The organism is Psychrobacter sp. 1176_08, from assembly GCF_052850615.1.
On record NZ_VXCU01000008.1, the window covers coordinates 109,200 to 126,487 of the forward strand.

The 17,288-nt window shown below is 43.4% G+C and carries 23 protein-coding genes and 1 tRNA gene; 19 read left to right on the plus strand and 5 right to left on the minus strand.

Annotated features, from left to right (window positions below; genetic code table 11):
* Positions 1 to 90: 90 nt before the first annotated feature.
* On the minus strand, positions 91 to 264 hold the full coding sequence (locus FW759_RS11430; protein ID WP_446443062.1) for a hypothetical protein: 174 nt from the start codon (positions 262 to 264) through the stop codon (positions 91 to 93).
* 396 nt (positions 265 to 660) lie between these two features.
* Between FW759_RS11430 and FW759_RS11435 the strand changes: the two genes are divergently transcribed.
* Entirely contained in the window at positions 661 to 879 is a 219-nt protein-coding gene (locus FW759_RS11435; protein WP_446443063.1) for a hypothetical protein, read from the plus strand.
* 598 nt (positions 880 to 1,477) lie between these two features.
* On the opposite strand, the gene FW759_RS11440 is transcribed toward FW759_RS11435, so the two are convergent.
* The 4 genes from FW759_RS11440 to gatC all read right to left on the minus strand — a co-directional run bounded on the left by FW759_RS11440 (position 1,478) and on the right by gatC (position 5,075).
* Positions 1,478 to 1,554: transfer RNA gene (locus tag FW759_RS11440), tRNA-Pro, on the minus strand.
* Between the two features lie 114 nt (positions 1,555 to 1,668).
* Positions 1,669 to 3,180, minus strand: a complete 1,512-nt coding sequence (gene gatB, locus FW759_RS11445) for an Asp-tRNA(Asn)/Glu-tRNA(Gln) amidotransferase subunit GatB (RefSeq protein WP_446443064.1) — start codon at positions 3,178 to 3,180, stop codon at positions 1,669 to 1,671.
* Entirely contained in the window at positions 3,180 to 4,676 is a 1,497-nt protein-coding gene (gatA, locus tag FW759_RS11450; protein ID WP_443505636.1) for an Asp-tRNA(Asn)/Glu-tRNA(Gln) amidotransferase subunit GatA, read from the minus strand. Before gatA ends, gatB begins: the two co-directional genes overlap by 1 nt.
* 69 nt (positions 4,677 to 4,745) lie before the next feature.
* On the minus strand, positions 4,746 to 5,075 hold the full coding sequence (gene gatC / locus FW759_RS11455) for an Asp-tRNA(Asn)/Glu-tRNA(Gln) amidotransferase subunit GatC (protein ID WP_095568997.1): 330 nt from the start codon (positions 5,073 to 5,075) through the stop codon (positions 4,746 to 4,748).
* A 640-nt stretch (positions 5,076 to 5,715) separates the two neighbouring features.
* Here gatC and FW759_RS11460 point away from each other — a divergent pair.
* The 18 genes from FW759_RS11460 to rplX all read left to right on the plus strand — a co-directional run bounded on the left by FW759_RS11460 (position 5,716) and on the right by rplX (position 17,284).
* The gene (locus tag FW759_RS11460; RefSeq protein WP_062843932.1) at positions 5,716 to 6,753 is read left to right on the plus strand and encodes a rod shape-determining protein; all 1,038 of its coding nucleotides are present in this window, start codon (positions 5,716 to 5,718) and stop codon (positions 6,751 to 6,753) included.
* A 208-nt stretch (positions 6,754 to 6,961) separates the two neighbouring features.
* Positions 6,962 to 7,789, plus strand: a complete 828-nt coding sequence (gene mreC / locus FW759_RS11465; protein WP_095568996.1) for a rod shape-determining protein MreC — start codon at positions 6,962 to 6,964, stop codon at positions 7,787 to 7,789.
* A gap of 145 nt (positions 7,790 to 7,934) precedes the next feature.
* The gene (mreD, locus tag FW759_RS11470) at positions 7,935 to 8,420 is read left to right on the plus strand and encodes a rod shape-determining protein MreD (RefSeq protein WP_062843934.1); all 486 of its coding nucleotides are present in this window, start codon (positions 7,935 to 7,937) and stop codon (positions 8,418 to 8,420) included.
* A 110-nt stretch (positions 8,421 to 8,530) separates the two neighbouring features.
* On the plus strand, positions 8,531 to 9,193 hold the full coding sequence (locus FW759_RS11475; protein ID WP_446443065.1) for a Maf family protein: 663 nt from the start codon (positions 8,531 to 8,533) through the stop codon (positions 9,191 to 9,193).
* Between the two features lie 128 nt (positions 9,194 to 9,321).
* On the plus strand, positions 9,322 to 10,950 hold the full coding sequence (locus FW759_RS11480) for an Rne/Rng family ribonuclease (RefSeq protein WP_446443066.1): 1,629 nt from the start codon (positions 9,322 to 9,324) through the stop codon (positions 10,948 to 10,950).
* Positions 10,951 to 11,357: 407 nt separating this feature from the next.
* On the plus strand, positions 11,358 to 11,669 hold the full coding sequence (gene rpsJ / locus FW759_RS11485) for a 30S ribosomal protein S10 (RefSeq protein ID WP_010196670.1): 312 nt from the start codon (positions 11,358 to 11,360) through the stop codon (positions 11,667 to 11,669).
* Positions 11,670 to 11,718: 49 nt separating this feature from the next.
* Positions 11,719 to 12,357 (plus strand): 50S ribosomal protein L3, encoded by a 639-nt coding sequence (gene rplC, locus FW759_RS11490; RefSeq protein WP_062843937.1) that lies wholly within the window; start codon positions 11,719 to 11,721, stop codon positions 12,355 to 12,357.
* Positions 12,358 to 12,371: 14 nt separating this feature from the next.
* Positions 12,372 to 12,974: a 50S ribosomal protein L4 gene (rplD, locus tag FW759_RS11495; RefSeq protein WP_057758698.1), complete on the plus strand. Its 603-nt coding sequence runs from the start codon at positions 12,372 to 12,374 to the stop codon at positions 12,972 to 12,974.
* Positions 12,971 to 13,321, plus strand: a complete 351-nt coding sequence (gene rplW / locus FW759_RS11500; protein ID WP_057758700.1) for a 50S ribosomal protein L23 — start codon at positions 12,971 to 12,973, stop codon at positions 13,319 to 13,321. The genes rplD and rplW overlap by 4 nt, the downstream gene beginning before the upstream one ends.
* Positions 13,322 to 13,332: 11 nt before the next feature.
* Positions 13,333 to 14,160 (plus strand): 50S ribosomal protein L2, encoded by an 828-nt coding sequence (rplB, locus tag FW759_RS11505; RefSeq protein WP_021813371.1) that lies wholly within the window; start codon positions 13,333 to 13,335, stop codon positions 14,158 to 14,160.
* Positions 14,161 to 14,172: 12 nt separating this feature from the next.
* Complete coding sequence (gene rpsS / locus FW759_RS11510; protein ID WP_062843938.1) at positions 14,173 to 14,448, plus strand: 30S ribosomal protein S19; 276 nt, start codon at positions 14,173 to 14,175, stop codon at positions 14,446 to 14,448.
* A 10-nt stretch (positions 14,449 to 14,458) separates the two neighbouring features.
* The gene (gene rplV, locus FW759_RS11515; RefSeq protein ID WP_021813373.1) at positions 14,459 to 14,788 is read left to right on the plus strand and encodes a 50S ribosomal protein L22; all 330 of its coding nucleotides are present in this window, start codon (positions 14,459 to 14,461) and stop codon (positions 14,786 to 14,788) included.
* Between the two features lie 3 nt (positions 14,789 to 14,791).
* Positions 14,792 to 15,520, plus strand: a complete 729-nt coding sequence (rpsC, locus tag FW759_RS11520) for a 30S ribosomal protein S3 (protein ID WP_062843939.1) — start codon at positions 14,792 to 14,794, stop codon at positions 15,518 to 15,520.
* Positions 15,521 to 15,523: 3 nt separating this feature from the next.
* Positions 15,524 to 15,937, plus strand: coding sequence for a 50S ribosomal protein L16 (rplP, locus tag FW759_RS11525; protein ID WP_010196693.1), 414 nt, complete (start codon positions 15,524 to 15,526; stop codon positions 15,935 to 15,937).
* Positions 15,937 to 16,134 (plus strand): 50S ribosomal protein L29, encoded by a 198-nt coding sequence (gene rpmC, locus FW759_RS11530; protein WP_010196696.1) that lies wholly within the window; start codon positions 15,937 to 15,939, stop codon positions 16,132 to 16,134. The genes rplP and rpmC overlap by 1 nt, the downstream gene beginning before the upstream one ends.
* Positions 16,131 to 16,406, plus strand: a complete 276-nt coding sequence (gene rpsQ, locus FW759_RS11535; protein WP_021813375.1) for a 30S ribosomal protein S17 — start codon at positions 16,131 to 16,133, stop codon at positions 16,404 to 16,406. Before rpmC ends, rpsQ begins: the two co-directional genes overlap by 4 nt.
* Before the next feature lie 183 nt (positions 16,407 to 16,589).
* A complete protein-coding gene (gene rplN / locus FW759_RS11540; RefSeq protein ID WP_010196702.1) occupies positions 16,590 to 16,958 on the plus strand; it encodes a 50S ribosomal protein L14 in 369 nt (122 codons plus the stop codon).
* Positions 16,959 to 16,966: 8 nt separating this feature from the next.
* Positions 16,967 to 17,284: a 50S ribosomal protein L24 gene (gene rplX / locus FW759_RS11545; protein ID WP_011279796.1), complete on the plus strand. Its 318-nt coding sequence runs from the start codon at positions 16,967 to 16,969 to the stop codon at positions 17,282 to 17,284.
* Positions 17,285 to 17,288: the final 4 nt, after the last annotated feature.

Consider the following 17,288-nt stretch of genomic DNA (forward strand, 5'->3'; position numbering starts at 1 on the left):
CACTATAGTCGTGAAGCATTTACCCTAACGGCTCACCTACTAAAAGTCTAGTGAGCGTGAGTATCAGCTAGGGCAATGCGTGTGATTTCGCTACGAGAGAAGAGCAATAGTAATATGATAAATATAAATGCTGATATCGGGCGGTGAGAGTAGGTAGGGTAACAGAATACCAAGCATTGCTTTAAGTAGAAAACGCTGCCAGCTTTTAGGTTTGCGGGATTGGTTGTTGGGTGGCTGTTGTGAGTTCTGGTTTGGGCGTGTCATCTTTTATAGCTCCATGTTATGCCGTAATGAGGTTCGGCGGGTTACATGAAGATTAATGCTAAGGGTATGGTGTGTAGCAATGGACTGTTCTTAAAAAAGGGGTATTCATACGTAAGATGTGTATATATATGCATCCACCCATACCAAGGTTGCGTCATTTATATAGTAAGCAACTTTTTCAAATATATACAATAGTTAGGCAATTTAGATTCTTATTTTTTTCGACATTCATTATTATATAACAAAAATACTAAATTTTTAAAACAACTGTTCACTAAAAAATGAAAATATTACCGTTTATATCGTATTTAATACCATTAATACCTTTTCCTGTTGTATTTGTCCGAAAATATACGCATATTTGGCTGTTTTTTATTATAAAAATAGAGAAAGAGTATGATGAATACTGGGGATCAATTAATGTGCACAAATGGGAATATTTTTTTTATAGAAGGACAGATTTATACAGTCGGTAATATTGTAAACAAAAAATTTTTTGAAATAGAGACGGAAGATGGTGACCACTGGTATGCCACAAAAGATAGCAATGGCATATACGTACGCTTTAATTCTATAAAAGGCAAGATGAGTGATGCTTGGTTTGTCAAAGCTTAGCTTCAAGCATATGCCTAAGGATAGAATACCCGTACCTTCATGTTTCCAAAAACCTATCTAGTTACCTTTCTTAAAGTTACTTCTTTAGGCTGATGTCACGAAAGATATATATTAATACACAGAAGGTAGACGATAAACGCCTATTTTTTGGATTCGTAATCAAGCATTAATAAACGACCAATTTCTTAAAAAAGATTTTGCCTTAAAAAATATAGTAACTTATAAGTTTATACAGCCACTGGTCTTTAGCATTGAGCATAGTGTCCAAATGCGGCTTTTCTGATTGAAATGTCTTGTAAAAGCTTTCGTCTATTTTTGTCTTTACTATTCCCTCCTAGTAATACTTAGAGAGTATCGTATAAACAGGCATCGGATAATAGATACGGTAATCACTTGCTTAATATTGATTAGGCAAGGTGGTTTATTCAAAATGACTGGCCTAACTTCGCTACTTATTGTTTGAAGTCTGCAAAGATCACGTTTTCTATTTTGCTAACATTCTATATGGAGCGCCATATACCTATAAGATAGTGAAAACCCGAAAAACGCCCAAAATAAAGGGCAGACGGTCAATGACGGTCTGCCCTAATATTATGTTTGGTCGGAACGGCAGGATTTGAACCTGCGACCACTACACCCCCAGTGTAGTGCGCTACCAGACTGCGCTACGCCCCGAATGACTGACTATTTTACGCAAAATTATGCATATTGCAAGGGCTATTTATAGTAGCCAACATCTACCATCGCATTTTGCCTATCACAGTCAGTCTCACCAATGAGTAGACAACCTTAGCCCAACAGCTCTTTTAGGATTTGGTTGACTTGTTGCGGGTTGGCACTACCGCGACTGGCTTTCATCACTTGTCCAACCAGACCGTTAAAGGCTTTTTCTTTACCGCCGCGATACTCGTCGACCATGGCTGCATTTTTAGCGATGACGTCTTCCACGATGGCTTTAATCGCGCCCGTGTCGGTTTCTTGGTTGAGGCCTTTGTCTTTGATAATTTTATCTGCTGCATTATCAGCATAGCCGCCTTCACGCTCATATAAGGCACTAAAGACTTTTTTGGCCAATTTACCAGATAAGGTATCATCTTTGATACGTGCCAGCATACCAGCTAATTGCTTAGCACTGATAGGGGAGTCGACGATATCCGTGTCATCTTTGTTCAATGCACCGAGTAGATCGCCCATAACCCAGTTGCCAGCCATCTTCGCGTCCGATTGTCCCACTTCAGCGACGACAGCTTCGAAGTAATCGGCCAGCTGACGGCTTCCGGTTAGGATACGAGCGTCATATTCTGATAGACCAAGTGCTTCCTCAAAGCGTGCGCGACGAGCAACTGGTAATTCAGGCATAGCTGCTTTGATTTCATCAACAGTATGCTGCTCAATGCGAACAGGTAGCAGATCAGGATCAGGGAAGTAGCGATAGTCGTTGGCGTCTTCCTTGGTACGCATGGTACGCGTCTCATCACGATCTGGATCATATAGCATCGTGGCTTGGATGACTTGACCACCGTCTTCGATGATGTCAATTTGACGCTCGATTTCACGATTGATCGCACGTTCGATAAAGCGGAACGAGTTTAAATTTTTCAGCTCAGTACGCGTACCAAGCTCGTCACCCGGTTTACGTACAGAGACGTTACAGTCACAGCGGAACGAGCCTTCTGCCATAATCGCATCGGATATACCAAGCCATGTGACCAGCTGATGGATGGCTTTGATATAGGCAAGGGCTTCATTGGCTGAGCGCATGTCTGGTTCAGAGACAATCTCAATCAGCGGCGTACCTGCACGGTTCAAATCGACACCTGTCATACCGTCGATGGCGTCATGTACAGATTTACCTGCATCTTCTTCTAAATGCGCACGGGTGATGCCCATGCGTTTTGGATATTCGTTCTTCTCTCCTTCATTGACCACCACATCGATGTACCCTTTACCCACGATAGGGTTGGCCATCTGGGTAATTTGATAGCCTTTTGGTAAGTCAGGATAAAAGTAGTTTTTGCGATCAAATGTGTTGTACAAACCCAATTCAGCATTGACGCCAATACCGAATTTTAAGGCGCGATCGACCACGCCAGCATTTAAAACAGGCAATACACCAGGCAGACCCAAATCAACAAGGCTGGCTTGGCTGTTTGGCTCATGCCCAAAATCTGTGGGCGAGCTTGAAAATATTTTACTTTCCGTATTAAGCTGACAGTGAATCTCGATGCCGATGACCACTTCGTATCCATCAACGAAAAGCTCTTTACGAACGGTATTGTTATCAGTAGTTGCGGTGCTCATTATACCGTCTCCTTCGCGATGGCAGAGTGTTGTAAATGATAATCGGTGTGTTGCTGGAATAGGTGTGCAGTAGACAGCAGCTCACTTTCGTGCCAATGCTTGCCAATCAATTGCAAGCCAATAGGCAAGCCGTCTGACGTCAAGCCAACTGGCTGACTCAGTGCTGGCAAACCGGCCAAATTCACCGCGATGGTATACACATCGCCTAAGTACATGGTTGCAGGGTCGAGGTCTTCAGCAAGCTTGTAGGCAGCCGTTGGTGCGGTTGGACTGGCAATCACATCACAGTTGGCAAATGCATCGTCGAAGTCTTTAACGATTAAGCGGCGCACCTTTTGTGCCTTGGTATAATAAGCGTCGAAGTAACCGGCAGATAGGGCATAAGTCCCTGTCAAGATACGGCGTTGCACCTCAGGGCCAAACCCTTCAGAGCGTGAGCGTGTGTATAGATCGATCAAGTCTTTTGGGTTTTCACAGCGATAACCAAAGCGTACACCATCGAAGCGCGACAAGTTTGATGACGCTTCAGCCGGCGCTAGCATATAGTAAGTAGACAGGGTGATATCAGGGTTGGTGATGTTTACTTCTACAATGGTCGCACCCAGTTCTTCATATTTTTTTAGGGCGGCGCGTACTGCTTGCTCGACTTCGCTATCTAAACCATTAGCAAAATACTCTTTGGCAACGCCAATACGTAGATCCGCAAATGGCTTGTCGCCAGCGGCTGCTTCTGCATCTTCAATGTCTTGTATATAGTCAGGAATGTCATGTTTAATGGAGGTGCCATCAAGCGGATCATGACCGATCATGGGTTGCAGTAGATAGGCACAGTCTTTGGCGCTGCGTCCCATGCTACCAGCTTGGTCAAGACTTGAGGCATAAGCAATCATACCAAAGCGCGAGACACGACCATAAGTGGGCTTGATACCGGTCAAACCACAGAATGAAGCAGGCTGACGGATAGAGCCACCCGTGTCACTACCAGTTGCAACAGGAACGAAGCCTGCGGCGATGGCTGCGGCACTACCACCTGACGAACCACCAGGAACACGCTCTAGGTTCCAGGGATTTTGCACCGTGCCATAATAAGAGCTACTATTGTCTGAACCCATCGCAAACTCATCCATATTGAGCTTACCTAAGCTAATCATACCGGCCTTATCAATATTAGAGACAATCGTGGCATTATAAGGTGAGACAAAGTTATGTAGCATTTTAGAGCCACAAGTCGTCAATACACCTTGCGTACAAAAAATGTCTTTATGCGCCATTGGTACGCCTAACAATAGGCGGTTGTCGCCTTGTGCACGCATCTCGTCTGCTGCTTTTGCTTGTGCGCGTGCTGTCTCAGAGGTATGAGTGATAAAGCTATTAATCTTGCTGTCGAGGGCGTCGATACGTTTGATATAATGATCAGTCAGCTCGAGGCTGCTAAATTCTTTGTCTTGCAAGCCAGTGATCAGCTGCTCGGTACTTAATAAATGAAGCTCAGACATAGTTGTCGTCCGTCAAATTGTTAATAACATAAATAAAATTAAGATAAAAGACCAAAAAGAGGTGATCGTCTATTCAATCACTTGTGGTACAAGATATAAGCCTTCTTCAACAGCAGGTGCGACCGACTGATTGCGTTCGCGGTCGATATCGTGGTTGGCAACATCAGCGCGCAATTCTTGACAAGCTTCATGAATGTTTGCCAATGGCTTGATGTCTGTCGTATCAACGTTGCTAATGGTCTGCATCATCTTTAATATTTTAGTGATGTCATCGGCATAGCTATTGGCAGTACTCTCATCGACACCCAAACGGGCAAGGGTAGCAATTTCTAAGATTTCTTCACGGCTGACTGCGCTGTCAGACGTTGATGGTTGCTGTGACGTTGATTGTTGTGACATGGTTTCTCCAGTTAAGGACAGTTTTGTTAAGTGTAGTAATAGGTTACCATTGAGGACAATGAACCTTAAAGTATATAAATATGAGTATGACAATAGGTCAGTATTAAACTAAAGCTTTGATAAAGGTGCTTTATTATAAAGCATCTGACCTAAGTTTACAGAGCAGGACGCTTGATTGATGCACAATATAAACCAAGACACAATTAACCAAAATATAAGTATTCGCAAAGTTGACCATATAATTCACGATTGTTGCTCAATTGCTCACCCATTCGATTCTGAAATACGTTACAGTATGCACCTACTATCAAGCAAAACCATCATCTGCCTGTAGAACTTTGTTAGTTATTGAATTAAATGATGTTTCATTAAGTTGAATGGCAATGACTGCTCATTCAAACTTTGTAACAACTTTTAGCGTCTAAGACCGAAATCCTGACTTACTGATGCAAATATCTGTGTTTTTTCTGAGCCAAATCGGTATAATTTAGCTCAGTTTTATCATTTCATCATTATTGCTTAGGTTTGACTTGCTGCGATGCTCAAATTTTGCAACAAGTAACGTCTATCGACGACCTGCTCAACACTGACGAGTAACCCCTCAGTCAATCTCATTCGCCTCATTCGTAAGACGCTGGATATATTAGTCATGAACCTGTTTGGATTTTTATCAAATAATATCGCAATCGACCTCGGTACTGCGAACACCCTCATTTTTATTCCTAATAAAGGCGTCGTACTTGACGAGCCTACGGTGGTTGCGTTACGAAGTAATCGTACTCAAAACCCTACCGTTGCTGCTGTTGGTATCGATGCAAAGCAAATGCTGGGTCGTACGCCTGCCAATATTACGGCGATTCGCCCACTAAAAGACGGTGTGATTGCTGACTTTGAAGTGACACAAAAGATGCTCAAGCATTTTATCGCTAAGGTAAAAGCCAAGCGTTTTATGGCGCAGCCTAACGTGGTGGTTTGTGTACCTTGTAAGTCTACGTTGGTTGAGCGTAAAGCGATACGTGAGGCAGTCTCGTCAGCAGGCGCAAGTAAAGTGCTATTGCTAGAGGAACCAATGGCGGCAGCAATAGGGGCAGGCATGCCAGTTCATGAAGCCAGTGGCTCTATGGTTGTTGATATCGGTGGTGGCACAACTGAGATCGCCGTTATCGCGCTATCTGGTTGCGTCTATGCTGAGTCCATTCGTATTGGTGGCGACATGTTTGATGAAGCCATTATTACGCACGTACGCCGTACACATGGTTGCGTGATTGGTGAGACAACTGCTGAGCGTATCAAAAAAGAAGTCGGTTCTGCGTTGAATGAAGACAGTCAGCTAGAAGTTGAGGTTCGCGGTCGTAGTATGGCAGAAGGGGTGCCAAAGACCTTTATCGTCAATTCTGAAGAAGTGCAAAAAGCATTGAGCGATCCATTGAGTGGTATCATTAGTGCAGTAAAAGCAGCACTTGAGCAGACACCACCTGAGTTATCATCAGATATCGCTGAGCGCGGCATTGTGTTGACTGGTGGCGGCGCGTTACTTCGTGATTTAGACAAACTGATTTCAAGAGAGACTGGTCTGCCTGTGACAGTTGCCGAAGACCCATTGACCTGTGTTAGCCGTGGTGGCGGTATCGCGCTTGATTTTATCAATAACAAAAGCTTGAATATGATTTTTGTTTAAGTCATTCGCTTAAACCAGTGTCCTATGATCATGTTCGTTGTACTTGTTACTTATTGATATAACATCGCAAGTCAAAAGAGTTAAAAATAAAGGTAGCCCGTTGCGCTACCTTTAATTGCATTAGCAAACGCTAGAACATAGTATTTATGATGAAACAGCCTCTATGACTGGCAACTGATTGTTCTATAACTTCTGAGTTAAAAAGCTTATGACCCCAAGTATTTTTGCGCGCCAGCCGTTATCACTTCGTAAGACTGCTATTGTACTAATAGCAGCCTTAATATTGATGTGGTTCGATAGCAAAAACTCAGAATGGTTTACTCCCGTACGTAGTACGAGTCATGCCGCGATGCAGCCGATTTATGAGCTGTCTTTATTGCCCAGCTATGCAACCCATTGGGCGAGTGGAAGTTTACAGTCCAAAGAAACCTTGCGCCGCAAAAACATGCAGCTAGAGTCACAGCTCATTCATGCCCAAGCCAAGCTGCAACAGCAGGATTATATCTTGGCACAGAATGCGCGTTTGCAAGGCATCTTATCAACCACGAAGCCTGAGCAGTTTGATCTAAATTTGGCTCAGGTTATTGGGACCGATGCCAATTTGCTCAGACAAATTGTGGTGCTCAATAAAGGTGAGCAAGATGGAGTGCAAGTTGGGCAAACGGTCATTGATGAAAACGGCATATTAGGACAGATTATCAACGTATACCCTAATACCAGTCGATTGCTACTGATCACTGATGAGCAGCAATCGGTGGCTGTGACGGTCAAACGTACGGGTCAACGAGCTATCGTGACAGGCAAGGGCATACCAACCTCATTGAGTCTGGATTATGTTTTCAAAACTTCAGACGTGCGTGTGGGTGATGAGCTGATTTCTTCAGGGTTAGGTGGACGTATACCAGCAGGGTATCGTGTCGGTCGCATCTCTCATGTGGAAGATGTACAAGCTGCTAACTTTAGAAGCATCAATGTGACGCCAACAGCAAACTTCATCGATAATGCCTATGTACTAATCTTGCAAGACAAACGCTGATTAATATAAGCATTGATTGAGTAGTAATGTACGCATGCTCACTTGATAGTGTGTTTACTAGTGCAACTTCAGTAACAGCATTTGGCTCATTATTGATTAACCACGTTTTAACAGCAGTAGTTTCCACTTCTAAGGTAAGTAAATAATGGCGTATCCTGATTCTGAGAATGCAACGGTACTTTTAATTGCTGCCATCATTCTAAGCTTCGTCGCTGCTTCATCACTCAATGTATATCCATTAAACCCTAGTATGGCAACCCTGCGTCCTATGGTCATGATTATGGTGCTGATTTTTTGGTTGCTGTTTCAGCCCCGTTATGTCGGTATCTTCACAGCATTTACCATAGGTATTATTGCTGATTTACTGATGGATACGCACTTGGGACAACAAGCCTTTTCTGCAGTGGTGGTTGCTCTTGTCATCAAAATTACCAGTATCTACGTTAGACAATTAAATACTCTGAGTGCATGGCTGATAGCGAGCTTGGGATTGATCGTCTTCCAAATCAGCCTATGGGTACTACAGATGTTTATTCAAAATGTCTTTATCGCACAATCCGCATTATCCTTACTGATGAGTATCATAAGCTGGCCACTAGTGCTCTTGGTATTAAGAAAGTTTGTGCATTGATCACTGATAAATTTATGGCAATAATAATTGCTAATATCCTGTTCTAATGTTCTGATTCACAAACAATCAGCGGTGACACATCCGTAAATTTATAAATGAAGAGAAGCGCAATGAATATCATTTTAGCGTCTGGTTCGCCGCGTCGTCGCGAGTTACTGGCAAGAGCGAAGCTGGATTTTGAGCTCTTGAGCGTAGATATTGATGAGACACAGTATGATAGTGAGGCACCAAAAGACTATATTGAGCGCATGGTTGCGACCAAGGCACAAGCGGCCATTGAGCAACTGAATGTACAACTCAAAACAGGTAAGGTATGTTTTACTGAGCCACTTATTATTTTAACCTCGGATACGATAGGGGTGCTACCAGATAGTCAGACAGTACTCGTAAAACCAACCGATCGTGAACATGCTTATCGTATGTGGAAGCAAATGTCGGACAGCATTCACGAAGTATGGACCGCTGTACAAGCAACCCAAGTATCGTTACCTCTTGAGTTTTCTGAATGTGCAAGTCTAGAGCAAGGCTTTCAAATACTTGACCAACGACAAATTACTGAGCGTACAGAAGTAAGCTTTGTGCCACTGACGGCTGAGATGATGAGCGACTATTGGGATAGTGGTGAGCCAGCTGACAAAGCAGGGGGTTATGGGATTCAGGGTCTTGGCGCGGCTTGGGTCAGTCGTATCAATGGCAGCTATACCAATGTCGTTGGATTGCCGTTAGCACAGACATTGGCCTTAATCAAAGACATGACAGCAGTCAGTGCGTAAGTAATTGCGCCGTTATCGTTAGATATGCGCACAATAATGCGGTAGAGTAATGAGTAATAGCAAACCATATTTGTTATACTATAACGAATTATGAACGTCTAACAAAAGCTAAAGCTAAGAGAAAAACTATGTCCGAAGAGCTGCTAATTAATATTAGTCCGATGGAATCGCGTGTTGCGGTTTTAGACAATGGTATCCTAGGTGAGATTTATATCGAGCGGCATCATAAGCTAGGACTGGTCGGCAATATTTATTTGGGGACGGTTGTTCGGGTCTTACCTGGTATGCAGGCAGCTTTTGTCGATATTGGTCAATCACGGACAGCATTCCTACATGTCAATGATATGCAGCGTGAGCCTCGACCAGTGGCCGACAATAAGGATAAAACTGGTGCAGGCAGTCTTCAAAGTAATAGTTCTCAAATTAAAAATACAGAGATCGACAAAGACAACACAACTCTTGAAACCTCTGATGGTGTAGATTTTACAGCGCCTATGGTCACGACCCAAACGACTGAAGTAGTGCCTGTCTCCAAAACACTTATCCAACATCGCTTGTACGAAAGTCAGCGTATTTTGGTACAAGTCACCAAAGATCAATTAGGAAGTAAAGGCGCTCGCCTGACAACCAATATATCACTGCCATCACGCTACTTGGTTTATTTGCCGTCAAGTGATCATATTGGTATATCACAGCGTATTGATGGGGAAGAGGAGCGTACACACTTAAAGACTGAGCTTAGCAATTTGATGCAAACCGTCAATCTAAAAGGTGGCCTCATCGCTCGTACCGCTGCTGAACGCGTGCCTGTCGACAAGTTAGAGGAAGATATTTATTATCTATTGCAATTGTGGCGTACCATTTGCGCTCGCCGTCAAGAGATCAACCATCATCAAAGCTCAGAGCTGATTTATCAAGAGTTGTCGCTGCCTCTACGCTCTATTCGTGATTTGGTTCATGCAGATACCGAAAAAGTCATTATTGATAATACAGAGGTTTATGAACAAGTCCGGTATTTCGCCAAAGAGTTTGTACCTTTTGTATATGATCGAATCGTACACTACACCGCAGAGCAGTCACTATTTGATGTGAGCCGTGTTGAAGATGATTTGCGCGACGCTCTAAAACGCCGTGTTGACCTAAAATCTGGCGGCTATTTGATTATTGATCAGACAGAAGCCATGACAACTATTGATGTCAATACAGGCTCCTTTGTTGGAGGACGGTCATTAGAAGACACTGTCTATAAAACCAATCTAGAGGCTACTCACGCTATTGCCCGTCAACTGCGTCTACGTAATCTGGGCGGCATTATTATCTTAGATTTTATCGATATGCTTGAGCAACAGCACAAGGACGATGTGCTTGAGAGTTTACAGGCACAACTCACGCAAGATTATGCCAAAACCAAAATTACTCAAGTGAGCGAGCTTGGTTTGGTGGAGATGACACGCAAACGCACTCGTGAATCCTTGGGACAGCAGTTATGTGAGCCTTGTTCTACTTGTCAAGGTCGTGGTTTTGTAAAGACAGCAGAAACCGTTTGTTTTGAGATATTTCGCGAAATTATGCGCTGTGCTCGTACTTATAACTCTCCTAAAAAGTTCACTGTCGTTGCCCATGCTGCAGTCATCGATTTATTACTGACTTCAGAATCAGATACCGTGGCAGACTTAGAGTATCTATTGGGTAGAGTCATCACTTTTGATGTGGAAAACCTATATACCCAAGAGCAATATGATATCGTTTTAGACTGATATTTTAAGTTTTATGAAAAGATTTAAAGAATGGCAATAGGAATAAAAAGAGTGCTGCATAACGGTTAATATCTGAAATCACTATATATATTGCCCTTGCAATGATAAAAATACTATGTATAATACGTACCACTGAATTATATATGCGCAGCGAATAAAAAAGCTGGCGCTATGACAGCTAGAGCATCGTTTCTAGCACTATTTCATTATGCCTTTGCTGATTTCCAATATATGGAGGGTCGGCGGGGCTTTAAACTATTTTGCTTTTGGCACGCTATAAGTTCGGATAAAGAACTCATTCTGGTTAAGAACAGAAGGCCGCTTTAAGTGAATATTTAACCAAACTGCTTTTGGTCATAATCTTGCGAAGCAAGGATGACAAAGGCACATATTAGGAGCTTGCTGGCATGGCTAACCAGAGAATCCGTATCCGTCTTAAGTCTTTTGATCATCGTTTGATCGATCAATCTGCACAAGAGATTGTTGATACTGCAAAGCGCACCGGTGCGCAAGTTTGTGGTCCTGTACCGTTGCCGACTCGCATTGAGCGCTTCAACGTTCTAACCTCACCACACGTTAACAAAGACGCTCGTGACCAGTACGAAATCCGTACTCATAAGCGTATGGTTGATATCGTTCAGCCTACTGATAAAACAGTGGATGCGCTAATGAAGTTAGATTTAGCGGCGGGTGTTGACGTTCAAATTGCTTTGGGTTAATGCACATTACACACCCAACCCATTAATATAAGATATAAAGAGGTCTAAAATGGCGATCGGTTTAGTCGGTAAAAAATGCGGCATGACTCGTATCTTCACTGAAACAGGCGCATCTATCCCTGTAACAGTGGTTGAGGTCGATGCAAACCGCATTACTCAAGTAAAAAATACTGATGTAGATGGCTATCAAGCTATCCAAATTACCACAGGTACCCGTCGTGACAGCCGCGTAACAGCCGCACAAAAAGGTCACTTCGCTAAAGCTGGCGTTAAAGCTGGCCGTGGTGTTTGGGAATTCCGTGCCAACGATAGCGATCTTGAAGGTCGTGAAATTGGTGGCGAGATTCTAGCTGACTTGTTCGAACAAGGTCAGATGGTTGATGTGACAGGACAAAGCAAAGGTAAAGGCTTCCAAGGTCCTATCAAACGTCACAACTTCAGCATGCAAGATGCGACTCATGGTAACTCAGTATCTCATCGTGCACATGGTTCAACTGGTCAAAACCAGTCACCAGGTAAAGTATTCAAAGGCAAAAAGATGGCGGGTCAGATGGGTAACAAACGTGTTACCGTTCAAGGCCTAGAAGTAATTTCGGTTGATGCCGAAAAAGGGTTACTTGTCATTAAGGGTGCTATCCCAGGCGCCACCGGTGGCGATGTCATCGTACGTCCGTCAGTCAAAGCCTAAGCAAGGGGATTAACGTGGATTTAAAAACAGTTACAGGTGCGGCGGTTGAGCTTTCTGATACGGCTTTTGGTCGTGAATTCAACGAAGCATTAGTGCATCAAGTCGTCACCGCATATCTTGCTGGTGCTCGTCAAGGTACACGTGCGCAAAAAACCCGTGCCGAAGTTTCTGGCGGTGGCATTAAGCCATGGCGCCAAAAAGGTACTGGTCGCGCTCGTGCAGGCTCTATTCGTAGCCCTATCTGGCGTTCAGGTGGTCGTGCATTCGCTGCAAAACCACAAGATTGGTCACAGAAAGTAAACCGTAAAATGTATCGCGGTGCGATGCAGTGCATCCTAGCCGAATTGATTCGCCAAGAGCGTTTGATTTTGGTAGAAGAGTTGAGCGTTTCTGGACCTAAGACCAAAGAGCTGATTGCAAAGTTAAATGATCTTAATGCACCTCGTGCATTAATCGTCACCAAAGAAGTTGACGAGAATTTATACTTAGCTGCTCGCAACATCCCACACGTCAATGTACTTGGTACAAACGAAGTGGATCCAGTGAGCTTGATTGCTTTTGATAAAGTAATCATGTCAGTTGAAGCTGCGAAACAATTTGAGGAAGCACTAGCATGAATAACGCAAGACTTTATCAGGTCTTAAGAGGACCTGTATTCTCAGAAAAATCTCAAATGCTTGGCGACTCACTTGGTGTGCAGGTATTTAAAATTGATTCTAATGCTACTAAGCTTGAAGTCAAGAAAGCAGTTGAGTTGATGTTTGAAGGTGTTGAAGTTACTAAAGTGAACACTTTGAATGTTAAAGGTAAGACAAAGCGTTTTGGTAAAAGCATCGGCCGTCGTAACGACTATAAAAAAGCCTATGTTACCTTAAAAGCTGGTCAAGATGTACAAATGGCTGATGCTGGTGAAGAAGTAGCGAACACTACTGATTCTACTAGTGAAACAGCGAATAACGAATAAGGATTACACTCATGCCTATCGTAAGAGCAAAGCCAACATCACCAGGCCGTCGTTTTGTTGAAAAAGTGGTGCATCCACACCTTTACAAAGGTCGTCCTTATGCAGCGCTTCTCGAATCAAAAAGTAAGTCAGGTGGTCGTAACAATAATGGTCGCATAACGACTCGTCATATCGGCGGTGGTCATAAGCAACATTATCGTATTATCGATTTCAAACGTACTAAAGACAATATCCCAGCAACGGTAGAGCGTATTGAATACGATCCTAACCGTACTGCACATATTGCATTACTTAAGTATGCTGATGGCGAACGTCGTTACATTATCGCTGCTAAAAAACAAGCAGTTGGCGATACAGTAATGTCAGGTGAAACATCTCCAATCCGTCCAGGTAACTGCTTACCGCTAAAAAACATCCCATTGGGTACTGTGATTCACAATATCGAGCTTAAAATCGGTAAAGGTGCACAGATGGCTCGTTCTGCGGGTGCTAGCGTTCAGTTGTTAGGTCGTGACGGTATCTATGCGATTCTTCGTATGCGCTCTGGCGAAACACGCCGTGTACATGTGAATTGCCGTGCAGTTATTGGTGAAGTTTCTAACACTGAAAACAACTTGAAATCACTTGGTAAAGCCGGTGCTTCACGTTGGCGTGGTGTTCGTCCTTCAGTTCGTGGTGTCGCTATGAACCCGGTTGATCACCCACATGGTGGTGGTGAAGGTCGTAATAAAGGTCGCCATCCAACTAGCCCTTGGGGTCAGAAGTCTAAAGGACTTAAAACGCGTCACAATAAGCGTACTGACAATATGATCATCCGCCGCCGCGCCAAGAAGAAATAAAGGAAGAATTTCATGCCTCGTTCATTGAAAAAAGGTCCATTCATAGACGCGCACCTATTTGCTAAAGTTGAGAATGCATTAGACACCAACTCACGCAAGCCAATTAAAACTTGGTCGCGCCGCTCAATGATTCTGCCACAAATGGTTGGCCTAACTTTATCTGTTCACAATGGCCGTACTCATGTACCGGTTATCGTGAGCGAGCAGATGGTTGGTCATAAACTAGGTGAATTTGCCCCGACTCGTACGTATCGTGGTCACGGCATTGACAAAAAAGCTAAGAAATAAGGTGCTTACCATGGAAGTAACTGCAAAATTACGCGGTGCCGCCATTTCGGCACAAAAAGTTAGACTCGTTGCTGATGAAGTTCGTGGCAAATCAATCGAGCGTGCTTTGGATATCCTAACGTATAGTAATAAAAAAGGCGCTGTGTTTGTTAAGAAATGCCTTAACTCAGCCATCGCCAATGCCGAACACAATCACGGTTTAGATATTGACGACCTAAAAGTCGCTACTATCTATGTCGATGAAGGCATTACGCTAAAACGTATCCTACCACGTGCTAAAGGTCGCGCTGATCGTATCAGTAAGCGTACTTGTCACATCACTATAAAGGTAGGAGAATAAGTTATGGGTCAAAAAGTACATCCAATCGGAATTCGTCTTGGTGTTGTAAAAAAGCATAATGCAAATTGGTATGCTAACCCTAAACAATACTCAGAATACCTCATCAATGACATTCAAGTTCGTGAATATCTACGCAAAAAGCTAGATAATGCTATGATCAGTAATATCATGATTGAGCGTCCTACTGGTGCTGCTAAAATTACCATCGCCACTGCGCGTCCTGGTATTGTTATCGGTAAGAAAGGCGAAGATATTGAAAGACTTCAAAAAGAATTGACCAAAATTATGGGCGTACCTGCTCAGGTCAACATTGAAGAAATTACTTCACCTGATCTTGATGCACGTTTGGTAGCAGACGGTATCGCAAGCCAGCTTGAGCGTCGTGTTATGTTCCGTCGTGCGATGAAGCGCGCTGTACAGAACAGCATGCGTTCTGGTGCTAAAGGTATTAAAGTTGAGTTGTCTGGCCGTCTTGGCGGTGCTGAGATTGCTCGTAGCGAATGGTATCGTGAAGGTCGTGTGCCATTGCATACACTCCGCGCTGATATTGACTATTCGTCAGTACGTGCAGAGACAACTTACGGCACTATCGGTGTGAAAGTTTGGATTTTCCGTGGCGAAATCCTTGACGGTATGAACAGTGTTTATAATCCCGTCAACGAAGAGAAGCCTCGTGCGCCAAAACGCCGTGGTCGTGGAAACGGAAACCGTCGAAACTCAGACAGAGGTTAAACTATGTTACAGCCAAAACGTACCAAGTTTCGTAAAATGCATAAAGGTCGTAACACTGGGCTAGCTCATCGTGGAAGCACCGTTGCATTCGGACAAATTGGTCTAAAATCGTTGACTCGTGGTCGTATGACTGCCCGTCAAATTGAAGCAGCACGTCGTACCATTACTCGTAAAATCAAACGTGGTGGTAAGATTTGGATTCGTGTATTCCCAGACAAACCAATTACCAACAAGCCATTAGAAGTACGTATGGGTAAAGGTAAAGGTCCAGTTGAATATTGGGTATGCGAAATCAAACCTGGTAAAGTGCTATATGAAATTGAAGGGGTACCAGAAGAGCTTGCACGTGAAGCTTTCACGCTTGCTGCAGCAAAACTGCCCTTTAAAACTACCATTGTTAAGCGGACGATAATGTAATGAAGATCAGTGAATTACGTGATAAATCATTAGAAGAACTGACCCAGTTACTTGATGAAAAGCAACTTGATGCTTTCCGTATTCGTATGGCTAAAGCAACTGGTCAGTTGGGTAATACCCATGAAGTCAGAGGCAATCGTCGTACGATTGCTCAGATTCAGACTTTGATTAACGAGAAACAACGAGGCGACTCATGAGCGATAACAATCAAACAGCTACCAATGCTAGCGTATTGACAGGACGAGTTGTCAGCGACAAGATGGACAAGTCCATCACAGTTTTGATTGAGCGCCTGGTTCGTCATCCTTTGTATGGCAAACAGCTTCGTCGTTCTACGAAAATCAAAGCACATGATGAGAATAACGTTTGCCAACAAGGCGATCTTGTCCGCATCAAAGAAACGCGTCCAATCTCTAAAACCAAGTCTTGGACTTTGGTTGATGTGGTTGAAAAAGTAGAAAAAATCTAAGTAAATTGCATTAAAAGCCAGAAGCTGTTAAAATAGCCGCCTTTTTAAGGATGCTGATTGCGCCGAGCGTATATCACTCACATTAAGAGTAAGTCGCGGTTATTAATATTAAAATGCCGTCCTACTCATTCTGTGCTAGCGGCAGCAACTGGTTTTTATTGCTCATACGTGTGGAGTAACGCTATGATTCAGGTTGAGTCAATGCTGGAAGTTGCAGACAATAGCGGTGCAAGGCGAGTTCAGTGCATTAAAGTACTGGGTGGTTCTCATCGTCGTTATGCATCAGTTGGCGACATTATTAAAGTAACGGTTAAAGAAGCCATTCCGCGTGGTCGTGTTAAGAAAGGCGACGTGATGAATGCGGTAGTTGTTCGTACCAAAAAAGGCGTTCGTCGTCCTGATGGTTCTGTGTTGCGTTTTGACGACAATGCTGCGGTATTGTTAAACCAAAATAAAGCACCTATTGCAACTCGTATTTTTGGACCGGTAACTCGTGAACTACGTGGTGATCAGTTTATGAAAATTGTATCACTAGCACCAGAAGTATTGTGAGGTAATCCATGTCAAAATTACGTAAAGGCGATACAGTTATCGTGATTGCTGGTAAAGATAAAGGCAAACAAGGTACTGTGCAAGCTGTAAAAAATGATCGTATTAAAGTTGAAGGCATTAATATTGTCACTAAGCATCAGAAGCCAAATCAGGCAACTGGCGTTGAAGGTGGCATTCTTAAGCAAGAAGCTTTTCTGCATATCTCAAATGTCGCAATATTAAATGCGCAAACCCAAAAAGCTGATCGTATTACTTATCAGTTTGGCGAAGACGGCAAGAAACAACGCGTCTATCGTTCAAACGGTGAAGTAGTGGCGACTGCGTAAGACA